Annotated in this window: 17 protein-coding genes; 13 read left to right on the plus strand and 4 right to left on the minus strand. The window is 58.6% G+C overall.

The genetic code is table 11. The features are described from left to right. Positions 1 to 48: 48 nt before the first annotated feature. From AAAX35_RS08750 to ugpC, 3 genes are all read left to right on the plus strand, one after another. Positions 49 to 903, plus strand: a complete 855-nt coding sequence (locus tag AAAX35_RS08750; RefSeq protein WP_006235864.1) for a sugar ABC transporter permease — start codon at positions 49 to 51, stop codon at positions 901 to 903. Next, a complete protein-coding gene (locus tag AAAX35_RS08755; RefSeq protein ID WP_022095055.1) occupies positions 903 to 1,742 on the plus strand; it encodes a carbohydrate ABC transporter permease in 840 nt (279 codons plus the stop codon). Before AAAX35_RS08750 ends, AAAX35_RS08755 begins: the two co-directional genes overlap by 1 nt. Positions 1,743 to 1,809: 67 nt before the next feature. Then, positions 1,810 to 3,009 carry a sn-glycerol-3-phosphate ABC transporter ATP-binding protein UgpC gene (gene ugpC / locus AAAX35_RS08760; protein WP_349117350.1) on the plus strand — a complete coding sequence of 400 codons (1,200 nt, stop codon included), beginning with the start codon at positions 1,810 to 1,812 and terminating at the stop codon, positions 3,007 to 3,009. Positions 3,010 to 3,544: 535 nt separating this feature from the next. On the opposite strand, the gene glgP is transcribed toward ugpC, so the two are convergent. From glgP to galE, 3 genes are all read right to left on the minus strand, one after another. Continuing rightward, the gene (glgP, locus tag AAAX35_RS08765) at positions 3,545 to 5,812 is read right to left on the minus strand and encodes a glycogen/starch/alpha-glucan family phosphorylase (protein WP_349117351.1); all 2,268 of its coding nucleotides are present in this window, start codon (positions 5,810 to 5,812) and stop codon (positions 3,545 to 3,547) included. Positions 5,813 to 5,940: 128 nt separating this feature from the next. Then, positions 5,941 to 7,446 (minus strand): 4-alpha-glucanotransferase, encoded by a 1,506-nt coding sequence (malQ, locus tag AAAX35_RS08770; RefSeq protein ID WP_349117352.1) that lies wholly within the window; start codon positions 7,444 to 7,446, stop codon positions 5,941 to 5,943. A gap of 220 nt (positions 7,447 to 7,666) precedes the next feature. Further along, positions 7,667 to 8,728: a UDP-glucose 4-epimerase GalE gene (gene galE, locus AAAX35_RS08775; RefSeq protein WP_349117353.1), complete on the minus strand. Its 1,062-nt coding sequence runs from the start codon at positions 8,726 to 8,728 to the stop codon at positions 7,667 to 7,669. A 268-nt stretch (positions 8,729 to 8,996) separates the two neighbouring features. On the opposite strand from galE, the gene AAAX35_RS08780 reads away from it, so the two are divergent. After that, a complete protein-coding gene (locus AAAX35_RS08780; protein WP_349090297.1) occupies positions 8,997 to 10,202 on the plus strand; it encodes a hypothetical protein in 1,206 nt (401 codons plus the stop codon). A 228-nt stretch (positions 10,203 to 10,430) separates the two neighbouring features. Here the strand turns inward: AAAX35_RS08780 and murB are convergent, their stop codons facing one another. Next, positions 10,431 to 11,393, minus strand: coding sequence for a UDP-N-acetylmuramate dehydrogenase (murB, locus tag AAAX35_RS08785; RefSeq protein ID WP_349117354.1), 963 nt, complete (start codon positions 11,391 to 11,393; stop codon positions 10,431 to 10,433). Between the two features lie 240 nt (positions 11,394 to 11,633). Between murB and AAAX35_RS08790 the strand changes: the two genes are divergently transcribed. The 9 genes from AAAX35_RS08790 to AAAX35_RS08830 all read left to right on the plus strand — a co-directional run. Beyond that, entirely contained in the window at positions 11,634 to 12,662 is a 1,029-nt protein-coding gene (locus tag AAAX35_RS08790; protein WP_349117355.1) for a LacI family DNA-binding transcriptional regulator, read from the plus strand. Positions 12,663 to 12,850: 188 nt separating this feature from the next. Continuing rightward, complete coding sequence (locus AAAX35_RS08795; RefSeq protein WP_138113439.1) at positions 12,851 to 13,339, plus strand: hypothetical protein; 489 nt, start codon at positions 12,851 to 12,853, stop codon at positions 13,337 to 13,339. Between the two features lie 38 nt (positions 13,340 to 13,377). Next, positions 13,378 to 14,145, plus strand: a complete 768-nt coding sequence (locus AAAX35_RS08800; protein WP_349117356.1) for a GntR family transcriptional regulator — start codon at positions 13,378 to 13,380, stop codon at positions 14,143 to 14,145. Then, positions 14,130 to 14,843 carry a GntR family transcriptional regulator gene (locus AAAX35_RS08805; protein ID WP_347479634.1) on the plus strand — a complete coding sequence of 238 codons (714 nt, stop codon included), beginning with the start codon at positions 14,130 to 14,132 and terminating at the stop codon, positions 14,841 to 14,843. The genes AAAX35_RS08800 and AAAX35_RS08805 overlap by 16 nt, the downstream gene beginning before the upstream one ends. Before the next feature lie 193 nt (positions 14,844 to 15,036). Beyond that, positions 15,037 to 16,152 carry an SIS domain-containing protein gene (locus tag AAAX35_RS08810; RefSeq protein WP_349117357.1) on the plus strand — a complete coding sequence of 372 codons (1,116 nt, stop codon included), beginning with the start codon at positions 15,037 to 15,039 and terminating at the stop codon, positions 16,150 to 16,152. A gap of 59 nt (positions 16,153 to 16,211) precedes the next feature. Next, positions 16,212 to 17,273, plus strand: a complete 1,062-nt coding sequence (locus AAAX35_RS08815) for an SIS domain-containing protein (RefSeq protein WP_349117358.1) — start codon at positions 16,212 to 16,214, stop codon at positions 17,271 to 17,273. A gap of 46 nt (positions 17,274 to 17,319) precedes the next feature. Beyond that, entirely contained in the window at positions 17,320 to 17,739 is a 420-nt protein-coding gene (locus tag AAAX35_RS08820) for a PTS fructose transporter subunit IIA (RefSeq protein ID WP_148346728.1), read from the plus strand. A 57-nt stretch (positions 17,740 to 17,796) separates the two neighbouring features. After that, a complete protein-coding gene (locus tag AAAX35_RS08825; RefSeq protein WP_099432286.1) occupies positions 17,797 to 18,279 on the plus strand; it encodes a PTS sugar transporter subunit IIB in 483 nt (160 codons plus the stop codon). Between the two features lie 58 nt (positions 18,280 to 18,337). After that, the coding region (locus tag AAAX35_RS08830; protein ID WP_349117359.1) for a PTS sugar transporter subunit IIC at positions 18,338 to 19,014 on the plus strand (677 nt) is incomplete at its 3' end.

The following is a 19,014-nucleotide window of genomic DNA, read 5'->3' on the forward strand; positions in this document are numbered from 1 at the left end:
GGGCAGACGTTGGTTTGCCCGCCCCCTGCATATTGAAAGGACCCTTTTATGGGCAAAGCACTCAAGCGCTGGTGGCCGCTCTTTATGCTGCCCACGTGCCTGGCGTTTATGATCGGGTTCGTGATCCCCTTTATCCAGGGCTTCTATCTCTCGTTCTGCCAGTTTATTATCATTAGTAACGCGCACTTTGTCGGTATCGAGAACTACGTGCGCGCGCTGTCCGATCCGCAGTTCTCCACGTCGTTCTTCTTTACCGTGGCGTTTGCCTTCCTGTCGACGGTGCTCATCAACGTGATCGCCCTGGCCATTGCGCAGGCGCTCACCCGCAAGGCGCTCAAAGGCACCAACATCTTCCGTACGATCTTCTTTATGCCGAACCTCATCGGCGGCATCGTGCTGGGCTACATTTGGCAGATTCTGATCAACTGCCTGCTCTCCAACGTGGGCGCCCAGCTCATCGCCCTTAACTCTGCTGCTGGCTTCTGGGGCCTTATCATCCTGACCCTGTGGCAGCAGGTCGGCTACATGATGATCATCTACATCGCTGGTCTGCAGTCCATTCCGTCCGACTACATCGAGGCCGCCAAGGTCGACGGTGCCACGGCATGGCAGACATTTTGGAAGGTTAAGATCCCTAACCTGATGCCGACCATCACCATCTGCCTGTTCCTGTCCATCACCAACGGCTTTAAGCTGTTCGACCAGAACCTCGCCCTTACCGGCGGCGCCCCCGCGCACTCCACCGAGATGCTCGCCCTGAACATCTACAACACGTTCTATTCGCGTGCCGGTATCGCATGGCAGGGTATCGGTCAGGCCAAGGCGGTTATCTTCTGCATCCTGGTCGTGGCCATCTCCATGATTCAGCTTAAGGCCACGAGGTCCAAGGAGGTGCAGCAGTAATGAAACGCGATAAGGTTATCAATCGCGCGCTCTCGATTTTCTTTACGATTCTGTCGCTCGCGTGGATCTACCCCGTGTTCATGATTGCGCTCAATTCCTTTAAAAAGGCAACTGCAATCAGCACCACCACGGCATTCGATCTGCTCACGCCCGAGACGTTCAACGGCCTCGCAAACTACATGCACGCCCTTAACGAGCAGGGCTTTGCCTCGGCATTTATGTACTCGCTCATCATCACGGTCACGTCGGTCGTGCTGATCTTGGTGTGCTGCTCCATGTGCGCTTGGTACGTGGTTCGTGTCAACAACAAGATCTCGAACTTCTTCTATTACCTGTTCGTGTTCTCGATGGTCGTGCCCTTCCAGATGCTCATGTTCACGCTGTCCAATTTGGCGGACCGCATCGGCTTTAATACGCCGTTCAACATCTGCTTTATCTATCTTGGCTTTGGCGCGGGCCTGGCGGTCTTTATGTTCGCCGGCTTTGTAAAGAACATCCCGCTCGAGATCGAGGAGGCGGCCATGATCGACGGCTGCAACCCGGTCCAGGTGTTCTTTAAGATCGTCCTTCCCATCATGAAGCCCACCTATCTTTCGGTCGGCATTCTCGAGACCATGTGGGTCTGGAACGACTATCTGCTGCCCTACCTCACCCTCGACTCCACCAAGTACAAGACCATTCCTATCTTGATCCAGTACTTCCGCGGTGGCTACGGCCATGTCGAGCTCGGCCCCATGATGGCCTGCATCATGATGGTTGTTATCCCCATCGTCATCATGTACATCCTCTGCCAGAAGTACATCATCGACGGCGTGGTGGCAGGTGCCGTCAAGGGCTGATGCCGTAACTGTTTTGCAAGTTTCTGTGGCGCCCTCAACATGGCGCCGCATATCGAAAGGTAAAGACATGGCCGAGATCGTTCTCAAGCATGTTCAGAAGGTGTATCCCAACACCGAGTCCAAAAAGAAGGGCTTCTTTGGCAAAAAGAAGAAGACCGAGGAGAAGAAGCACAACCTCAAGGTTACCGAGGATGGCGTGCTCGCTGTTGAGGACTTTAACCTCACCGTTCACGACCAGGAGTTCGTCGTCCTCGTTGGCCCGTCTGGCTGCGGTAAGTCCACGACGATGCGCATGGTTGCTGGCCTGGAGGACATCACCTCGGGTGACGTGTTCATCGACGGCAAGCGCGTCAACGACGTCGCTCCCAAGGACCGCGACATCGCCATGGTGTTCCAGAGCTACGCTCTGTACCCCAACATGACGGTGTACGAGAACATGGCGTTTACGCTTGAGCTCAAGAAGGTCCCCAAGGACGAGATCGACCGCAAGGTTCGCTCCGCTGCCGAGATCTTGGGTATCACCGAGTACCTCGACCGTAAGCCCAAGGCGCTTTCGGGCGGCCAGCGTCAGCGTGTCGCTATCGGCCGCGCCATCGTGCGTGATCCTAAGGTCTTCCTGATGGACGAGCCGCTGTCCAACCTGGACGCCAAGCTGCGTAACCAGATGCGTGCCGAGCTCATCAAGCTGCGTCACGAGATCAAGGGCACCTTCATCTACGTCACCCACGACCAGACCGAGGCCATGACCCTCGGCGACCGTATCGTGGTCATGAAGGACGGCGTCGTCCAGCAGATCGCCACCCCGCAGGAGGTCTTCAACCATCCCGCGAACATCTTCGTTGCCGGCTTTATCGGCGTGCCGCAGATGAACTTCTTCGATGCCCAGCTGGTGCGCTCGGGCAACGGCTTCACCGTCAAGACCGAGGATATGAACGTGGCGCTCGCCCCCGAGACCTGCGCTCAGCTTGCTCTCAACTGGGACGGCGGCGATGTGAAGGAGATCACGGCCGGCGTGCGCCCCGAGCAGATTCTGCTTGCCGACAAGGACGAGGAGGGTGCGCTCCAGGGTACCGTCGAGGTGACCGAGCTCATGGGTTCGACCGAGCACGTCCACGTGACCGCTCCCGACGGCCAGTTTGTCCTGATCATTCCCGTCGTCGATCTCGAGGCCAAGGGTGCGCTCAAGGCGGGCGACCCCATCTGGTTCAAGTTCGAGAAGAACGCGACCCACCTCTTCGATAAGGTGTCTGGCAAGAACCTTATCTAGGCCCGATCCAATCAGGCCCTCCTTTTGGGCGACTGCGGCTTTGCCATCCTTTTGCCGTGGTCACATATAAGGCTCCCCTCCCGTCCACTGGGCGAGAGGGGAGCCTTTCTTTATGACGGGGTTGTCTGGTCGGTCGTTTGTCTTGATCTGTAACAGGTAGAGGTTCGAATTGGGTTTAGATGTTACAGAACGAGATTGAGTTGAGCCGCCTGCCCTTTCATCTCGATCTGTAACACGAGAGGCTGATTTCGGCAGCTACCTGTTACAGAACGAGATTGTTTTAGCCGGCTTATCCATTTGTCTCGATCTGTAACAGTAAGGGCGGATTTCGGACGTTAGATGTTACAGATTGAGATAAACCCTAGGGAAAAGGATCGGTTTGTCTTGATCTGTAACAGGTAGGACCGTTTTGGCCGAGTAGGTGTTACAGATTGAGACGATTAGGTCGAGGCGGGCCACGGGCAACACAAGGGCACAAAAAACGGAGCCGCGTTGCCGCGACTCCGCTTTCAAGAGGATGGGTAAGGGGAATGGGTTAGCTCAGGTGCCAAATCTCGTCGTTGTACTGGGAGATCGTGCGGTCGGACGAGAAGGTGCCAGCGTTGGCGATGTTGATCAGCGCCTTGCGCAACCAAGCACCCTGGTCCTCGTAGTCTTCTAGCACGCGCTCCTTGGTCTGGATGTACTCTTCAATATCGAGCAGGGCCATAAACCAGTCCTTGCCCTTGATGTCGTCGTGCAGACGCTGCAGGCGCTCCGCGTTGCCGGTCGCCATAAAGGCGGGGTTGGTGATGAAGTCCACCAGCAGTTTGATGCCGGGCTTGCGGTAGAGCGCGCCGGCGTTGTAGGTGCCGTCGGCGTAGAGCTGCTCGACCTGTTTGGACGAGGCGCCAAAGGTATAGATGTTCTCGTCGCCCACGAGCTCAGCAATCTCCACGTTGGCACCGTCGAGCGTGCACAGGGTCAGGGCGCCGTTGAGCATGAACTTCATGTTGGAAGTGCCGCTCGCCTCCTTGGAGGCCAGACTGATCTGCTCGGAGATGTCGGCGGCGGGGATTACGCGCTCGGCGGCGGTGACGTTGTAGTTCTCGATCATGACGACCTGCAGGTAGGGGGCCACGTCGGGGTCGTTGGCTATCCACTGGGACAGCGTCAGGATTAGGTGGATGATGTCCTGAGCGATGGTATAGGCAGGCGCTGCCTTGCCGCCAAAGATGATGGTGACGGGGTGCTTAGGCTTATTGCCGTTTTTGATGTCGAGATACTTCCAGATGATGTAGAGCGCGAGCATCTGCTGGCGCTTGTACTCGTGGATACGCTTGACCTGAACATCGATGATGGCGTTGGAGGGAATGGTCACACCCTGCTCGAGCGCCATGAACTGGCGCATGATGGCCTTGGCCTCGGTCTTGGTGGCAGCCAGGCGCTCAAGAACATCTTTGTCGTCGGCGAACTTGGCGAGTTTGCTCAGATCGCCGGTGCTGCGCCAGTCGGTGCCGATCACATCGTCGAGCAGGTTGGCGAGCGCGGGGTTGGCTCCCTGGATCCAGCGGCGGAAGGTGATGCCGTTGGTCTTGTTGGAGAACTTCTCGGGGTAGATCTCGTAGAACGGATGAAGCTCGGTGTCCTCCAGGATCTTGGTGTGGAGTGCGGCGACGCCGTTGATGGAGAAGCCAAAGTGGATGTCCACGTGGGCCATGTGGACGGTGTCGTACTCGTCGATGATGGCGACACGCGGGTCGTCGTGCTCGGCCTTGGCGACCTCGTCGAGCTTGACGATAATGTCGGCGATGGCGGGCGAGACCTTCTGCAGGCTGGTGAGCGGCCACTTCTCGAGCGCCTCGGCAAGAATCGTGTGGTTAGTGTAGGCGACCATGGAGCGCACGATGGTCACGGCCTCGTCAAACTCGATGCCATGCTCGGTGGTGAGCAAGCGAATGAGCTCGGGGATGACCATGGTGGGGTGCGTGTCATTGATCTGGACTACGGCGTAGTCGGCCAGGTCGTGCAAGTTGCTGCCGCGCTCGATGGCCTCGTCGATCAGGAGCTGGGTGGCGTTGCTCACCATGAAGTATTCCTGGTAGATGCGAAGCAGGCGGCCCTGCTCGTCGGAATCATCCGGATAGAGGAACAAGGTGAGGTTCTTGGCGATCTCGGTCTTGTCGAAGTCGATGGAGCTGCCGGGGACCAGGCCGTCGTCGACACTTGCCAGGTCGAACAGGCGCAGGCGGTTCTTGGTGGGCTGGCCATAACCGGGCACATCGATGTTGACGAGCTTGGAAGTAACGGCAAAATCACCGAACTCGACGGTGTAGGAGCGGTCGTCGTCGATCAGGATGTCTTGCTCGCCAAGCCACTCGTCGGGGACGGCCTTCTGCTGGTTGTCGACAAAGCGCTGGCGGAACAGGCCGTAATGGTAGTTGAGGCCCACGCCGTCGCCGGTAAGGCCCAGCGTGGCGATGGAATCCAAGAAGCATGCGGCCAGACGGCCCAGGCCGCCGTTGCCGAGCGACGGTTCGACCTCGAACTCCTCGATCTTGTTGAGGTCGTGGCCCGCGGCGGTGAGCTGGTCCTTAACCTCGTCATAGATGCCAAGGTCGATCATATTGTTGATGAGCAGCTTGCCGATCAAAAACTCGGCAGAGATGTAGTAGAGCTTTTTCTTGCCGTTGTTGAGAGGACAGGCAGCAGAGTGCTCCTGCACGAGCTTGACCAGCAGCTTATAAATACGACGGTCATCGAGCTGCTCGAGCGAAGTTCCGAAGGACTGCTCGGCGAGTTCTGCGAGATTGATACGGGGCATGTTTCCTCCTGTGATGGGTTGATTACATGTCAGAAATACAAAAGAAGCCCGCGCGAGGGATTGGAATGGCCTCGCGCGGGGAAAACGGACGCGTCCGCACGATGGAATGGGGTCGGGTGCGGTGGCTCCTATTGGGGAAGCTCGATTTCGGCTTCCGACGGAATGCGGAAGTAGGTTTCGGTCCAGTCGGTGAGCTTGTGCTCGAGCTCGCGGGTGATGGCACCATCGAGCATGCGCCAGGTCCAGTTGCCGCCCAGGGTGGCGGGGGTGTTGATGCGTGCCTCGTTGCCCAGGTTGAGCAGGTCTTGCATGGTGTAGATACAGGTATCGCTCACGCTGGCGGCGATGGTGCGGTTGAGTGCATCGGCCATGGGCTCGCCTGCCTGCTGGTGGGTGTACAGGGCCGCCTGCTCGCGCTGGCGCGGGGTGGCCGTTCCCTCAAACCAACCGCGCGCCGTCTCGTTGTCGTGTGTGCCCACATAGGCGACGGTGTTGGCAATGTAGTTGTGCGGCAGGTAGTACGAGTTGGTGCCCTCAAAGGCGAACTGCAAGATCTTCATGCCGGGGAAGCCCGAGTTGTCGCGCATGTCGATGACGCCGGGGGTGAGGAAGCCAAGGTCTTCGGCGATGATGGGCAGCGTGCCGAGCTTTTCCTCGAGCGTCTTGAAGAACTTGAGGCCGGGGCCCTGCGTCCACGAACCGTAGGACGAATCGGGTGAGGAGAACGGCACCTCCCAATAGGCCTCAAAGCCACGGAAGTGATCCAGGCGGATGACATCGTACATGTCGAGGGCGGCGCGGATACGGCCCTCCCACCAGGAGAAACCGTCGGCCTCCATGGCGTCCCAGTTGTAGATGGGATTGCCCCAGTACTGGCCGGTGGCCGAGAACTGGTCGGGCGGCGTGCCAGCGACACTCACAGGATTACCGGCGGCGTCGATCTTAAAGAGCTCGGGCGTGGCCCACATCTCAACGGAGTCGCGCGAGACATAGATGGGCAGGTCGCCGATGATGAGGATGTCGCGCTCGTTGGCATAGGCCTTGAGGCGGCTCCACTGACGATTGAAGAAGTACTGCGTCATCTGGTGGTAGAGCATGCGCGCGGGATGGGCGGCGCAGACCTTGGCAGAAGCCTCACCGCGGGTACGGAGCTCCGCGGGCCACTCCCAAAATGCCTTGAGACCGCACTCCTCCTTGACGGTCATGAACTCGCAGTAGGGGATGAGCCAGTCTTCGTTTGCTTGGACAAAGTCGTCGAAGTCGGCTGGCTTGTCGGCGGCAAAGCGCTCGGCGGCGCGGTCGAGAATCTGACGACGGCCACCAAAGATGGCGCCATAGTCAACGTTGTTGGGATCGGAGCCCAGGTACACGCCGTCGATATCGCGCTGCTCCAGATAGCCGGCCTCGATAAGCTCGGCAAAGTCGATGAAGTTGGGGTTGCCCGCACGGGCCGAGAACGACTGATAGGGCGAGTCGCCATAGCTCGTCGTCGTAAGGGGCAGAATCTGCCAATAATGTTGTTTGCACGAGGCGAGGAAATCGACAAAGTCATAGGCGTTCCAGCCAAAGCCGCCGATGCCATACGGTCCGGGCAGAGACGAGATGGGCATGAGAACACCGCTTGCACGCTCCATGGATGTGCTCACCAACCTTCTTGTTGTGGGATCGGCCTGCAGATGGGTGAACAGCCCGTCCCGAGTTTAGAGTCGATGTCTCTATTGTAGAACATGTTGTTTAAACATGTATAGGCGAGATTAAAAAGTTGGCCCATTTTCGGTAAATGGTTACGCGCCATGAAAAAAGCCCCGGTCTCGCATCGTGAGACCGGGGCAAGAACGCTATGTAGGTTTTTTGCTACTCGGCGTCGGCGAAGCCGTTGGGGTTATGGCTCTGCCAATTCCAGCTGTCGCGGCACATGTCCGCGATATCGTACTGGGCCTTCCAGCCCATCATGCGCTCGGCCTTGGAGGCATCGCACCAGTTGGCGGCGATATCGCCGACACGGCGCTCGCGAATCACGTAGGGCAGCTCCTTGCCGCACGCCTTGGAGAAGGCAGCGACGACCTCGAGCACCGAGGTGCCGGTGCCGGTGCCCAGGTTAAAGATTTCGACGCCGGTCTTGCCGTTCATCCAGTTGAGGGCGGCCACGTGACCAGATGCCAGGTCGCACACGTGGATGTAGTCGCGAACACCGGTGCCGTCGGGGGTGGGGTAGTCGTTGCCAAAGACCTGAACGGCCTCGAGCTTACCGACGGCGACCTGGGCGACATAAGGCACCAGGTTGTTGGGGATACCCTTGGGATCCTCGCCGATCAGGCCCGACGGATGGGCGCCGATGGGATTGAAATAACGGAGCAGCACGACGTCCCACTCGGGGTCGGCGGTGTGGACGTCCATGAGGATCTGCTCAATCATCCACTTGGTCCAACCATAGGGGTTGGTCGCGGGCTTCTTGGGGTCTTCCTCGGTGACGGGCGGATTGTCCGGATCGCCGTAGACGGTCGAAGAGCTCGAGAAGATGATGGACTTACAACCGTGGTTGCGCATGACATCGATGAGCACCAGGGTGTTCTCGATATTGTTGTGGTAGTACTCGACGGGCTTGCTCACCGACTCGCCAACGGCCTTAAAGCCGGCGAAGTGGATGACGCGGTCGATCTGGTGGGTATCGAAGATCTTGTTCATTGCATCGCGGTCGAGCACGTTGGCCTCGTAGAAGGTGAGGTTCTTGGCGGCCTCGTCGCCCACGATGGTCTTGACGCGGTCGATGGCAACGGCGCTGGAGTTGGAGAGGTCATCGACGACGACAACCTGGTAGCCACCCTCGAGCAGCTGAACGACGGTGTGCGAGCCGATAAAGCCGGCGCCGCCGGTAACGAGGACGCAGGTGTCTTTGGGGTCGAGTGCTTTGGACATGTAGTCTCCTATCGAATCAGGAACACTTCTTGAGGGGAGTATAGCGCAGCTGGGGGCGCCCAAAACACGCGGGGCAGGAAAACCAGAGGATTGATGTTAACGTACTCATAGGGTGTTATTTGCATAATCCTTACCTTTGGTGTGGGACGTATTTGCGAGCCGCTGACCATGCTTTTCCAGCCGTTCGTGGAAATAGTTGGGACAAGCGCGATGTGCGTTAATATGTTTGAGTTGAGCGACATATAAATAAGCATGTAACGGAGTACATATGTCACCAAACAACGATTCCATTTTTACGCAGGAGCTTTCGCGCCGCACTGCCCTTAAGGCTCTTTTCGGTGCTGCTTCCGCGGCTGTTCTTTTTGGCCTGCCCGCCCGCGCCCATGCGGCTGAGGCCAGCCAAGAAACCACCGACAAACTGAATGCCGCCCAGGCCCAGCTCGACGAGGTCCAGGCCCAGCTCGACAGCATCGCTAATGAGTACGCGACGCTCGCCAACAAGAATGCCCAGACCCTCAGCGATATCGAGGGCGTACAGGGCCAGATTGACGAGACGCAGGCTCAGATCGACACCAAGAAGGCCGAGCTCAAAGAGAAGCGCAGCGATCTTTCCGATCGCGTTGCCGCCAGCTATAAGTCGGGCGGCACCAACATCTTGTCGTTGCTGCTCGCTTCTGGTTCGTTTGAGGAGCTCGTCGCCAACGCGCATTACGTCGAGAAGATCAACAAGAGCGACCGTGACGCCATCGAGGACATCCAGACCATCCAGAAAGAGCTCGATACGCAGAAGTCCGAGCTCGAGTCGCAGAAGGCCGACCTGGAGAAGCTCAAGGACCAGCAGACTGCTCAGATGCAGGACATGCAGGCCAAGCAGCAGGAGGTCCAGACGGTTCTGAACGGCCTTTCCGATGATGTTAAGGAGCTCATGGCCCAGCGCGATTCCGAGATTCTCGCTGCCGCTCAGGCCGAGGAAGCTGCCAAGAAGGCTGCCGCTGCCGCGGCTGCCGCAAACAAGAACAATTCCTATTCGGGTGGTTCAAGCTCGGGTGGCGGCTCGTATGCCGGCGGCACCCCGCAGCAGAATGCCGGCTCGGGCAAGCAGCAGGCCGTCGTCAATGCATGCTACTCCACGCCTTCGCCTGGCCTGAACTGGTGCGCCGCCTGGGTTACCAACGTGTTCCGCAACGCCGGCGTGGGCTACTTTGGCGGCAACGCGTGCGACATGTTTAACGCCTGGTGCTACAGCTCCGATCGTTCGGCGCTGCAGGTGGGCATGATCGTGGCCGACTCGTCGCACAGTGGCACCGGTACGCCAGGTCTGCTGTACGGACACGTGGGCATCTATGTTGGCGGCGGCATCGTTATGAGCAACGAGGGCGCCATCACGTCTAAGTCGCTTGACTCGTTCATTGGGTTCTACGGCACTGGCTCTGGCGTGCGCTGGGGCTGGCTTGGCGGTATCGCGCTGTCGTAGCTGCAGTTTGAAGTAAGTTGGTCCGGGGCTGCGGGCGAGGCATAAGGTTGCCTGCTCTACAGTCCTGCGCAAGACGAAGGCCACATTAAGTGGCCTTCTTTGCGTGCGGAACTCGCGACCAACCTTATGCCTCGCCCGCAGCCCCGGACCTTCCGGGTTCAAGGCGCGACACACCGGACTGGTTTATCTGAATTAAAGAGAGTGAAGGCCCCTTTCGGGGCCTTCTTTTTATAAAAATTCGCCTACTCGGTGGACTTCGGGTTGTAGGTCTACTCCGAATTGGTCTTTGACGGTTGCTTGGATGTGGCGGATGAGTTTGTCGACGTCGGCAGCGGTGGCGTGATCGGCGTTGACGATGAAGCCGCAGTGCTTCTCGCTCACCTGGGCGCCGCCGATAGCGTGGCCGCGAAGGCCGGCGTCCATGATGAGCTTGCCGGCGAAGTGGCCCTCGGGGCGCTTGAAAGTGGAACCGGCGCTCGGCATGTCGAGCGGCTGCTTGTCCTCGCGGCGTTGGCGGTAGCCGTCCATGTCGGCCTTGATCATCGCGGCGTTGCCCGGGGCGAGGTTAAAGGTGGCAGAGAGCACGATAAAGCCGTCGTCGGCGATGCGGCTCTTGCGATAGCCCAGGTTAAGCTCGTCGACATCGAACTCAATGATATTGCCGCTGCCGCGGGTGCCGTCGTCGAGCGCGCGGGCGGGCTTATAGACGCGCACGGACTCCAAAACATCGGCCATGCAGGCGCCGTAGGCACCGGCGTTCATATAGCAGGCGCCGCCGACCGAGCCGGGGATGCCCGAGAGGGGCTCCATGCCGGTGAGGTGGGCTTCGGCGGCAGCCACGGCGACATCGGAAAGCAGGGCGCCGGCTGCTGCCGTAACATGCGTGCCGTCGACGGTGATGTTAGAGAGGCCTTCGCCCAGTGCCACGACGACACCGCGGATGCCCTTGTCACCGACGAGTAAGTCGGAGCCGTTGCCCACGATGGTGAGCGGCAGATCGCAGCGGTAGCAGGTGTCAAGCGTGGCGACGAGGCCCTGCTCGGTATCGGGCGTGACAAAGACATCGGCCGGGCCGCCGATCTTAAACGTGGTGTGCTCGCGCATGGGCTCGCTCATGAGCACGTTGTCCTCGCCGGCAACTCCGGCGAGCGCGCAGAGCAGGTCCTCGTTGAAAAAGTCATTCTCGTGCATACGAATATCCGCCTTATGGTGGTCGTTTTCATTAATCGAATGCAATATACCCCACCCGGATGGATTTGGTGCAAAGTAACCTGACCCCAATGCATCACATGGCGCAAAGGGGTTAGGTTGCTTTGCGCCAATCGCGGCGATAAAACAGCCGTCTACCGGATTGGTAAAGTGTTTATCATCAAGGTAGAGGGACGGTCGCTATACTTTCAAGAGATTGCGCGAATACTCGGAAGGAGCGAGATGGGCAACAAAGTTACTCTCAAGCAGATTGCCCAGGAGGTGGGGCTTTCCCCCTCGTCGGTCTCGCTTGTTCTCAACAATCGGCCCTGTCGAATCTCGGAAGAAAACCGCAAGCTCATCAAAGAGGTCGCGGCGCGCAACCATTATGTTCCTAACCAGATCGCGCGTAGCCTGGTCATGCGCGAGTCGCGCACACTGGGCCTTATCGTCCCTAACATCGAGAGCCGCTTTTTTGCTTCGCTCGCCGGCAGCTTGGAAAAGCGCTGCCGCGAGGACGGATATGCGCTCTTTATTACCAGCTCGGGTGGAAGTGCCGAGGACGATCTGGAGCTCCTGCGCCAGCTGGTGACGCGCGGCGTCGATGGCGTCTTTTTGGTGGTAGGCGACGAGTTCTCTGACGACCGCGCCCTGCGCGAAGAGGTCAGCCATCTACCCATCCCGGCGGTAATGGTCGACCGTGCCATTGAGGGGCTCGAGTGCGACAAGGTGATGTTCGACCACGAGATGGGTGGCTACATGGCCACCCGCTATCTGATCGAGCAGGGCCACCGTCGCATTGCCTGCTTGGTTAATGCGCGCCGTTCCAATACGGGTCGTAAGCGTCTTGCCGGCTACGAGCGTGCGCTGCGCGAGGTGGGGCTGCCCATCGATGCGCGTTTGGAGTTTGAGAGCGAGTACTACATTCCGAGTGCCTACGAGGCCTCGGAGGCGGTGCTCGCAACTGACGCCACCGCCGTGTTCGCAAGCTCGGATAACATTGCCCTCGGTCTGCTCAAGCGCTTGCACGAGATGGGGAAGAGCATCCCAGGCGATATCTCGGTCGTAAGCTATGACAACTCGGCGGCCGACGTTCTCTTTGAGCCGGCGCTGACCGCGATCGAGCAGGATCCTGGTGTCCTTGCGGAGCATGCTTTTGGCTGCATGTCCAAGCGTCTTGCCGGTAGGGGCGGTAGACGTGCCGAAGAGGTCGTTCTGGAGCCGGCGCTTATCGTTAAGGACAGCGTGCTCGAGCTTACCGAATGTAGCTAAGCGTACTTGCTTGTTTGCATAGATTGCATGCGGAGTGTCCGCTATTTGCCGGCAGGCACCCCGGCCCTCGTCCGTGAACTCTTCCGCTGGGCGAGCCATAGACGCCGCGCACCGATAGGGTAAGGCGGCGGCTTGAAATTGGTGCTATATTCAGCTTGAGTTGTTTAATACTAGTACGGGAGGCTGATATGGGGCTGTTCAAGAAGAAAAACCCGCAGGATGCCTTTGATCCCGATGTGTTTACCATCACGGATACGATTTTGGACCCGCCGCGGTTTACGTTTTTGCCGGCTATCTACCAGGATGCCACGCATCGCAAGTGGGCCGTACATCAGCGCGGCGGCGAGCCGAAGATTTTTGACTATGCGGACGTGTTGCAGTGCGAAGTGGCCGAGGCGGGCGATCCGGAGGCCGAAGAAGCGGTCTCTAAACAGGAATTTGCCCAGCGTATCCTGGCAAATCCTGCCAAGGCGGCGAAAATAAACGCTGCCAAGCGTAATATGTGTCTTGGTATGGGCGTTGTTGTGGCGGTTCAGACGGGAAAAGACGAGGTTTCCAAATTAGAGATTCCCGTTATGACCGACGAAGTCAAACGCGATTCAAGTCTATATAAGTCGTATCGGAATGTCGCCGAGAAGATCAAGGCCGAATTTGATGCCATGGGAGGGCTGGCCTAATTTTGGCGGCATACGTTTCTGAATGAGGAGTCTGTGCAATGGCAGGCGAATCTTATGCAATTCCCCCCAAAGATCGTGCTGTTGAGGGAATTCTTTGGTATATCCAGCACCATCAGCTTGCCGGCGGCGATCGCCTGCCGGCCGAGCGCGTGCTGTGCGAAGAGATTGGCGTTTCGCGTACGGCGTTGCGTGCCGGTATCACGCGGCTCATCTCGTGTGGAACGCTCGAGAGCCGTCGCGGATCGGGTACGTATGTGTGTCCTCCCAAGCCGTTGAACATCTTCCAGGAAACGTATAACTTTTCCGATGCTGTACGGACTGCCGGCCTGCACCCCTCTTCTCGTCTGGTTTCCACCGGGACCATCGAGGCGGATGAGGCGCTTGCCGACAAGCTTGGGGTGGCTGTAGGCGCTCCCTTGCTCCGCATGCAGCGCGTTCGACTTATTGAGGGCGAGCCGGCGTCAATCGAGACCGCTCACGTTAACCTGTCCCTGTGCCCATCGCTTCCCGAACACGATTTTGAGTGTGAGAGCCTTTACGATGTCTTGCTCAAAGAAGGTGGCGTGCGTGTTGAGCATGGACGTGAGCATATCTCCATCTCGCGTTTGGACGTCGAAGAGGCCGAGCTGCTCCAGCAAGAAGAGGGAACGCCGGTGTTCTATGAGAGCTCGATCGAATTTGATAAGGACATGCGTTTTGTGGAGCATTGCAAATCGGTGATTTTGCCCACAAAGTTCCGCTTTGCCGATAACGGCGAAGAGAACGTCATGAGGAGCGTGGCAGGTGAACAATGGCTGAAACAGTAGATGCCACCCCGGTTTATATGCGCATTCGACGCCGCATCGAGGAACGTATCGAGCGCGGTATATATCCCACGGGTTCCATGATTCCGTCCGAAAAAGACCTCGCCGAGGAATTTGGTACGACACGCTTGACCATCCGAAGCGCTGTCGATGAGCTGGTTCGGCGCGGGCAGATTCGCCGTGTTCGGGGAAAAGGTGCCTTTGTGGCGCAGAAAGTACCTGCTTTTTTTGAACGCACGGTCGGTTTCCGTGAATCGGTCCGTGCTTCGGGCGGCGAGCCGTCCGTCCGTATTCTCGCGCGTTCCAAGCGTTATGCGGGGCCATATTACGCCGACCTGTTTGGCATCGCCGAGGACGACCTGCTCTATTCCGTTCGACGCCTGAACTGCATAAACGGTAGCCCCGTATCGATTGAGACGGCGCTGATTCCCTGCCTGCTGTTCCCAACCATCGAAGATATTGACGTGTCGGTCTTCAGTTTGTACGAGACCTATGAGATGCTGGGCCGAAAGCCAGCCATGGCACAGGAAAAGCTCGATATCGAAGCGCTGGGCGCACGAGATGCCGGCCTCCTTGGACTGGAACAGGGCGATCTTGTTTTGCTTTTGGAATGCGTGAGCTATGACGCGAGCGGTCAGGCTATCGAGTATGTAAAGTCCTTCAATCGTGGCGATACGGGCGGCTACACCTATACGTACTAGCTGGTATTTTGTGAATAACGGCTGGGAAACTAACCAGTTTTGATCGTTGGGTCAGCTGTATATACAACCTTACAGGGCTCAAAATCGACCGTTCGCCGATGGGGATAAATTAATCGACAAAGAGGTATCAAAAAGCCGTAACCTGTAACTGTGATTGGTATCAAATACTAATGATTTGTTACGAGGTGAGACGATGAAGATGCTCGATTACGTTCAGCTTGCCCATGTGCGTATGGGGGAGAACCTCGAGCGTTCGTCTGAGCTGGTAGCGCAGCTCGTTGATATTTTCCAGTCCGGTTCTTTTGACGCGCTGCGCATCGTTGCTTCGGGTTCGTCGCGCCATGCCGCCGATTGCGCCCGCGATTACCTGCAAGATGCCCTGCAAATGCAGGTGTCCGTTGTGACGCCCGAGGCCTTCGTCGATTTTGAACACACCTATCCGCAGCATGCGCTCAACATCGCCGTCTCGCAGAGTGGCTATTCGACCAATACGATTGCGGCGCTCGATTACATGCGCGCACACGATATGGCTGCAGTTGCGCTCACGGCAAACGTCGAGGCGCCCATCAAGGAGCACACTGACATCGTTCTTGACTACGGTGTGGGCGTCGAGTCGGTGGACTTTGTGACTCTGGGCGTCGAGGTGCTCGTTGAGTACTTGGTGCTCTTTGGTATTTACGGCGGTCAGGCGCGCGGAACGATTGACGCCAAGGGCGTTGCCCAGCGTCTTGACGACCTGCGCGAGGCCATCCAGGCCAATGCCGTGATGTGCAAGACCGCCGAGGAATATGTCCAAGACCACATGCTCGAACTTTCTGAGCACATGCCCGCCATGGTCGTCGGCAACGGTCCCAACTACGGCGTTGCCGAGGAGGCGGCGCTCAAGCTGAGCGAGACCATCAAGATTCCTGCCATGCATCACGAGGGCGAGGAGTTCATTCACGGTCCCGAGATGCAGATCGTTCCGGGCTATCTGGTGTTTATCGTCGACGATCCGCAGGGGTCGGAGCGTCTTGCGAATATCGCCGATGCGCTATCGAACGTTACGACAAAAACGGTGCTGCTCACGGCCCATCCCAGGGGTAAGGCTCACGAGGTTGCGGTGCCTCAGGTGGCTCCGCTGCTCAGCGCAATTCCCAATTTGGTGTTCTTCCAGACGATTGCGGCAATGATCGCCGAGCGTCTGAAGTCATGGGACGTGCACCCGTATCTTGATGCCGTCTCCAAGCAAATGGAGGTCAAGGCAGAGGGCTACGAAGAATCAGTCAATGCGCTTAAGGCCAAAGCGGCCGAGTGTTACGGAATGTAAGCGGGTTTGATGCCCGTTGGCATGGGGGATGTGAAGACAACCCCAGAAAGGAGAGACAAATGAAGGAAACCGAGAAGATCGAGATCATGCATTTCGACCAGGAGGGCTATCTCGAGGACGGCAAGGCGCTCTACGAGACCGGCAAGAAGATGACCGCGCTCGCCGACAAGGTCGCCGACGAGGGCTACGACGCCGTGTTCCTGATGGGCGTCGGCGGCACCTGGGACGAGCTCATGCAGCTCGAGTACCTCATGAACAAGTTCGGCGACCGCGACCTCGAGGTCTACCTGATCCACGCCGCCGAGTGGAACGCCATGGGCCACAAGCGCATGACCGAGAAGTCCGTCGTGCTCACCGCCTCCGAGTCCGGCACCACCCCCGAGGTCCTCGAGGCCGTCAAGAAGATGAAGGGCATGGGCGTGCGCGTCTACGCCATGACCAAGCCCGAGGGCCCCATCGGCCAGGCTGTGGGTGCCGAGAACTGCGTCGCCATGGCTTCTGACCATGGTTCGGGCGGCTGCGAGAAGGGCTACTACCTCGCCGACTGCTTCGGCCTGCGCCTGCTCAACCGCCGCGGCTGCTTCCCCAAGTTCGATCTGTTTATCGAGCAGACCAAGGACATCTGGAAGGACATGCTCGATATCCGCAAGCGCTTCGAGCCGCGCGCCGAGGAGCTCGCCAAGAAGTACGCCCTGGCCCCCTACACCATGTTCATCGGCTCCGGCGCCCTGTGGGGCGAGACCATCCTGTTCTCGATGTGCATCCTCGAGGAGATGCAGTGGAAGCGCACCCGCTACATCACCTCGGCCGACTTCTTCCACGGCACCCTCGAGCTCGTGGAGCCCGGCGTCCCGGTCTTCCTGTTCATGGGCGAGGACGAGAACCGCAAGCTCGACGAGCGCGTCCGCGCCTTCCTCAACCGCGGCGTGACCGGCGACACCGACATCAACATCATCGACACCGCCGAGTTCGCGATCCCCGGCCTTGACGACGAGTTCCGCGTCATCGTCTCCCCGTGGATTCTGACGGTGCTCGTGACCGACCGCCTGGCTCGCTACTACGAGACGGTCACCAAGCACAACCTCAAGTATCGTCGCTACTATCACCAGTTCGACTACTAAAGAAAACGGGTGCGGGAACGTGCCGGGCTATTGAGAGGAACACAGAATGAGACAGTACATCATCGCCAGCCATGCGCACTTCGCCACCGGCATCAAGGAGAGCGTCGAGCTGCTCTCGGGCGCTCGCGACAACGTCCACGATCTTTCGATGTTCGTCGATGGCCGCATGGACGTGGCCGAGGAGGCCCAAAAACTGCTGGCAGGCATGTCTGCCGACGATGATGTCGTTGTCTGCACCGACCTCTTTGGCGGTAGCGTTAACAACGAGTTCACCAAGATCGTCCAGACGCGTCCCCGCACGTACCTCGTTACCAACATGAACCTTCCTCTGCTCATCCAGCTGCTGTTCTCTGACGAGTCGGCGCCGGTTGAGGAGACGATTCGCGCCATCGTCGCTGCGGACGATACGCGCGTGAAGTTTGTCAACGATCTTTTGGTCGATGACGAGGAGGAGGAAGAGTTCTAATCCGCAGCACCTACTGACACGCCGTATGACGGCACAAGACCTTTGGGGGGTCACATTATGATTCAGCTACTTCGCGTTGACCATCGCCTGCTTCATGGCCAGGTCGCAGTTTCCTGGGTTCAGGGCCTTGGCTCCAACTGCATCTTCTGCGTGGGCGATAAGGTCGCTAACGACCCGGTGTGGAAGACGACGCTCAAGATGGGCAAGCCTGCCGGCTGCAAGCTCGTCATCAAAGATATGGAGCATGCAATCGAAGCTATCAACTCGGGCGTGACCGACAAGTACAAGATGATCATCTGCGTCGCCACTATCGCTGAGGCAAAGCAGCTTGTTGAGGGCTGCCCGCAGATCAAGTCGGTCAACCTGGGCAACACCAAGCCCAAGGACGAGAAGCGTCCCGACGCTCGTCAGGTCTCTCGTCAGATCTTCCTGACCGCGGCCGAGGAAGCCGATGTGCGCGAGATGCTGGATCGTGGCGTTGAGGTCGAGATTCGACCCCTGGCCGATGACCCCAAGGTCGACTGCGCCAGCGTGCTCTAGGCGTTCAATTTCGAAGAGTCTGAGCTCTTCGTAGTGTCCTATATGGAAAGGGGGATGTATGCTTACCCAAGCAATCCTCATCGGACTTATCGCCGCATTTGGTAAGTTCGACTGCCAGCTCGGTACGCTCTACGCGTTCCGCCCCATCGTCCTGTGCCCGCTCGTGGGCCTGGTGCTGGGGGACCTGCAGTCCGGCCTCGCGATCGGTGCGAGTCTGGAGCTGCTGTTCATGGGCTCGATCTCCATCGGCGCCTACGTGCCGCCTGATGAGACGATCGGCGGCGTGCTCGCCTGCGCCTTCGCTATCCAGCTGGGCCAGAGCACCGAGGCAGCCATCGCGCTTGCCATGCCCATCGCCACGCTGTGCCTTGCCATCAAGAACATCCTTAACGCCGCCCTGCCGATCCTGGTCGACCGCGCTGATGTCTACTCCGGCCAGGGCAACCTTAAGGGTGTCTATGCGATGCACTTCCTGATCGGTTTGACCGGTATCATCATGGCGTTCCTGCTGTGCTCGCTGTCGTTCTATCTGGGTGCTGACGCCATCCAGGGCCTGCTCGACTTCATCCCGCCCTTTGTCCTTGCTGGCTTTGGCGTTGCCGCCAACTTCCTGCCTGCCATGGGCTTCGCCATGCTCGGCCGCCTGGTGCTCACCAAGCAGCTCGTGCCCTTCTACTTCCTGGGCTTCCTGCTGTGCTCCTACGCCAACGTGCCCGTCCTGGGCGTCGCCCTGAT

The organism is Collinsella sp. CLA-ER-H11 (genome assembly GCF_040092445.1).
Taxonomy (GTDB): Bacteria; Actinomycetota; Coriobacteriia; order Coriobacteriales; family Coriobacteriaceae; genus Collinsella.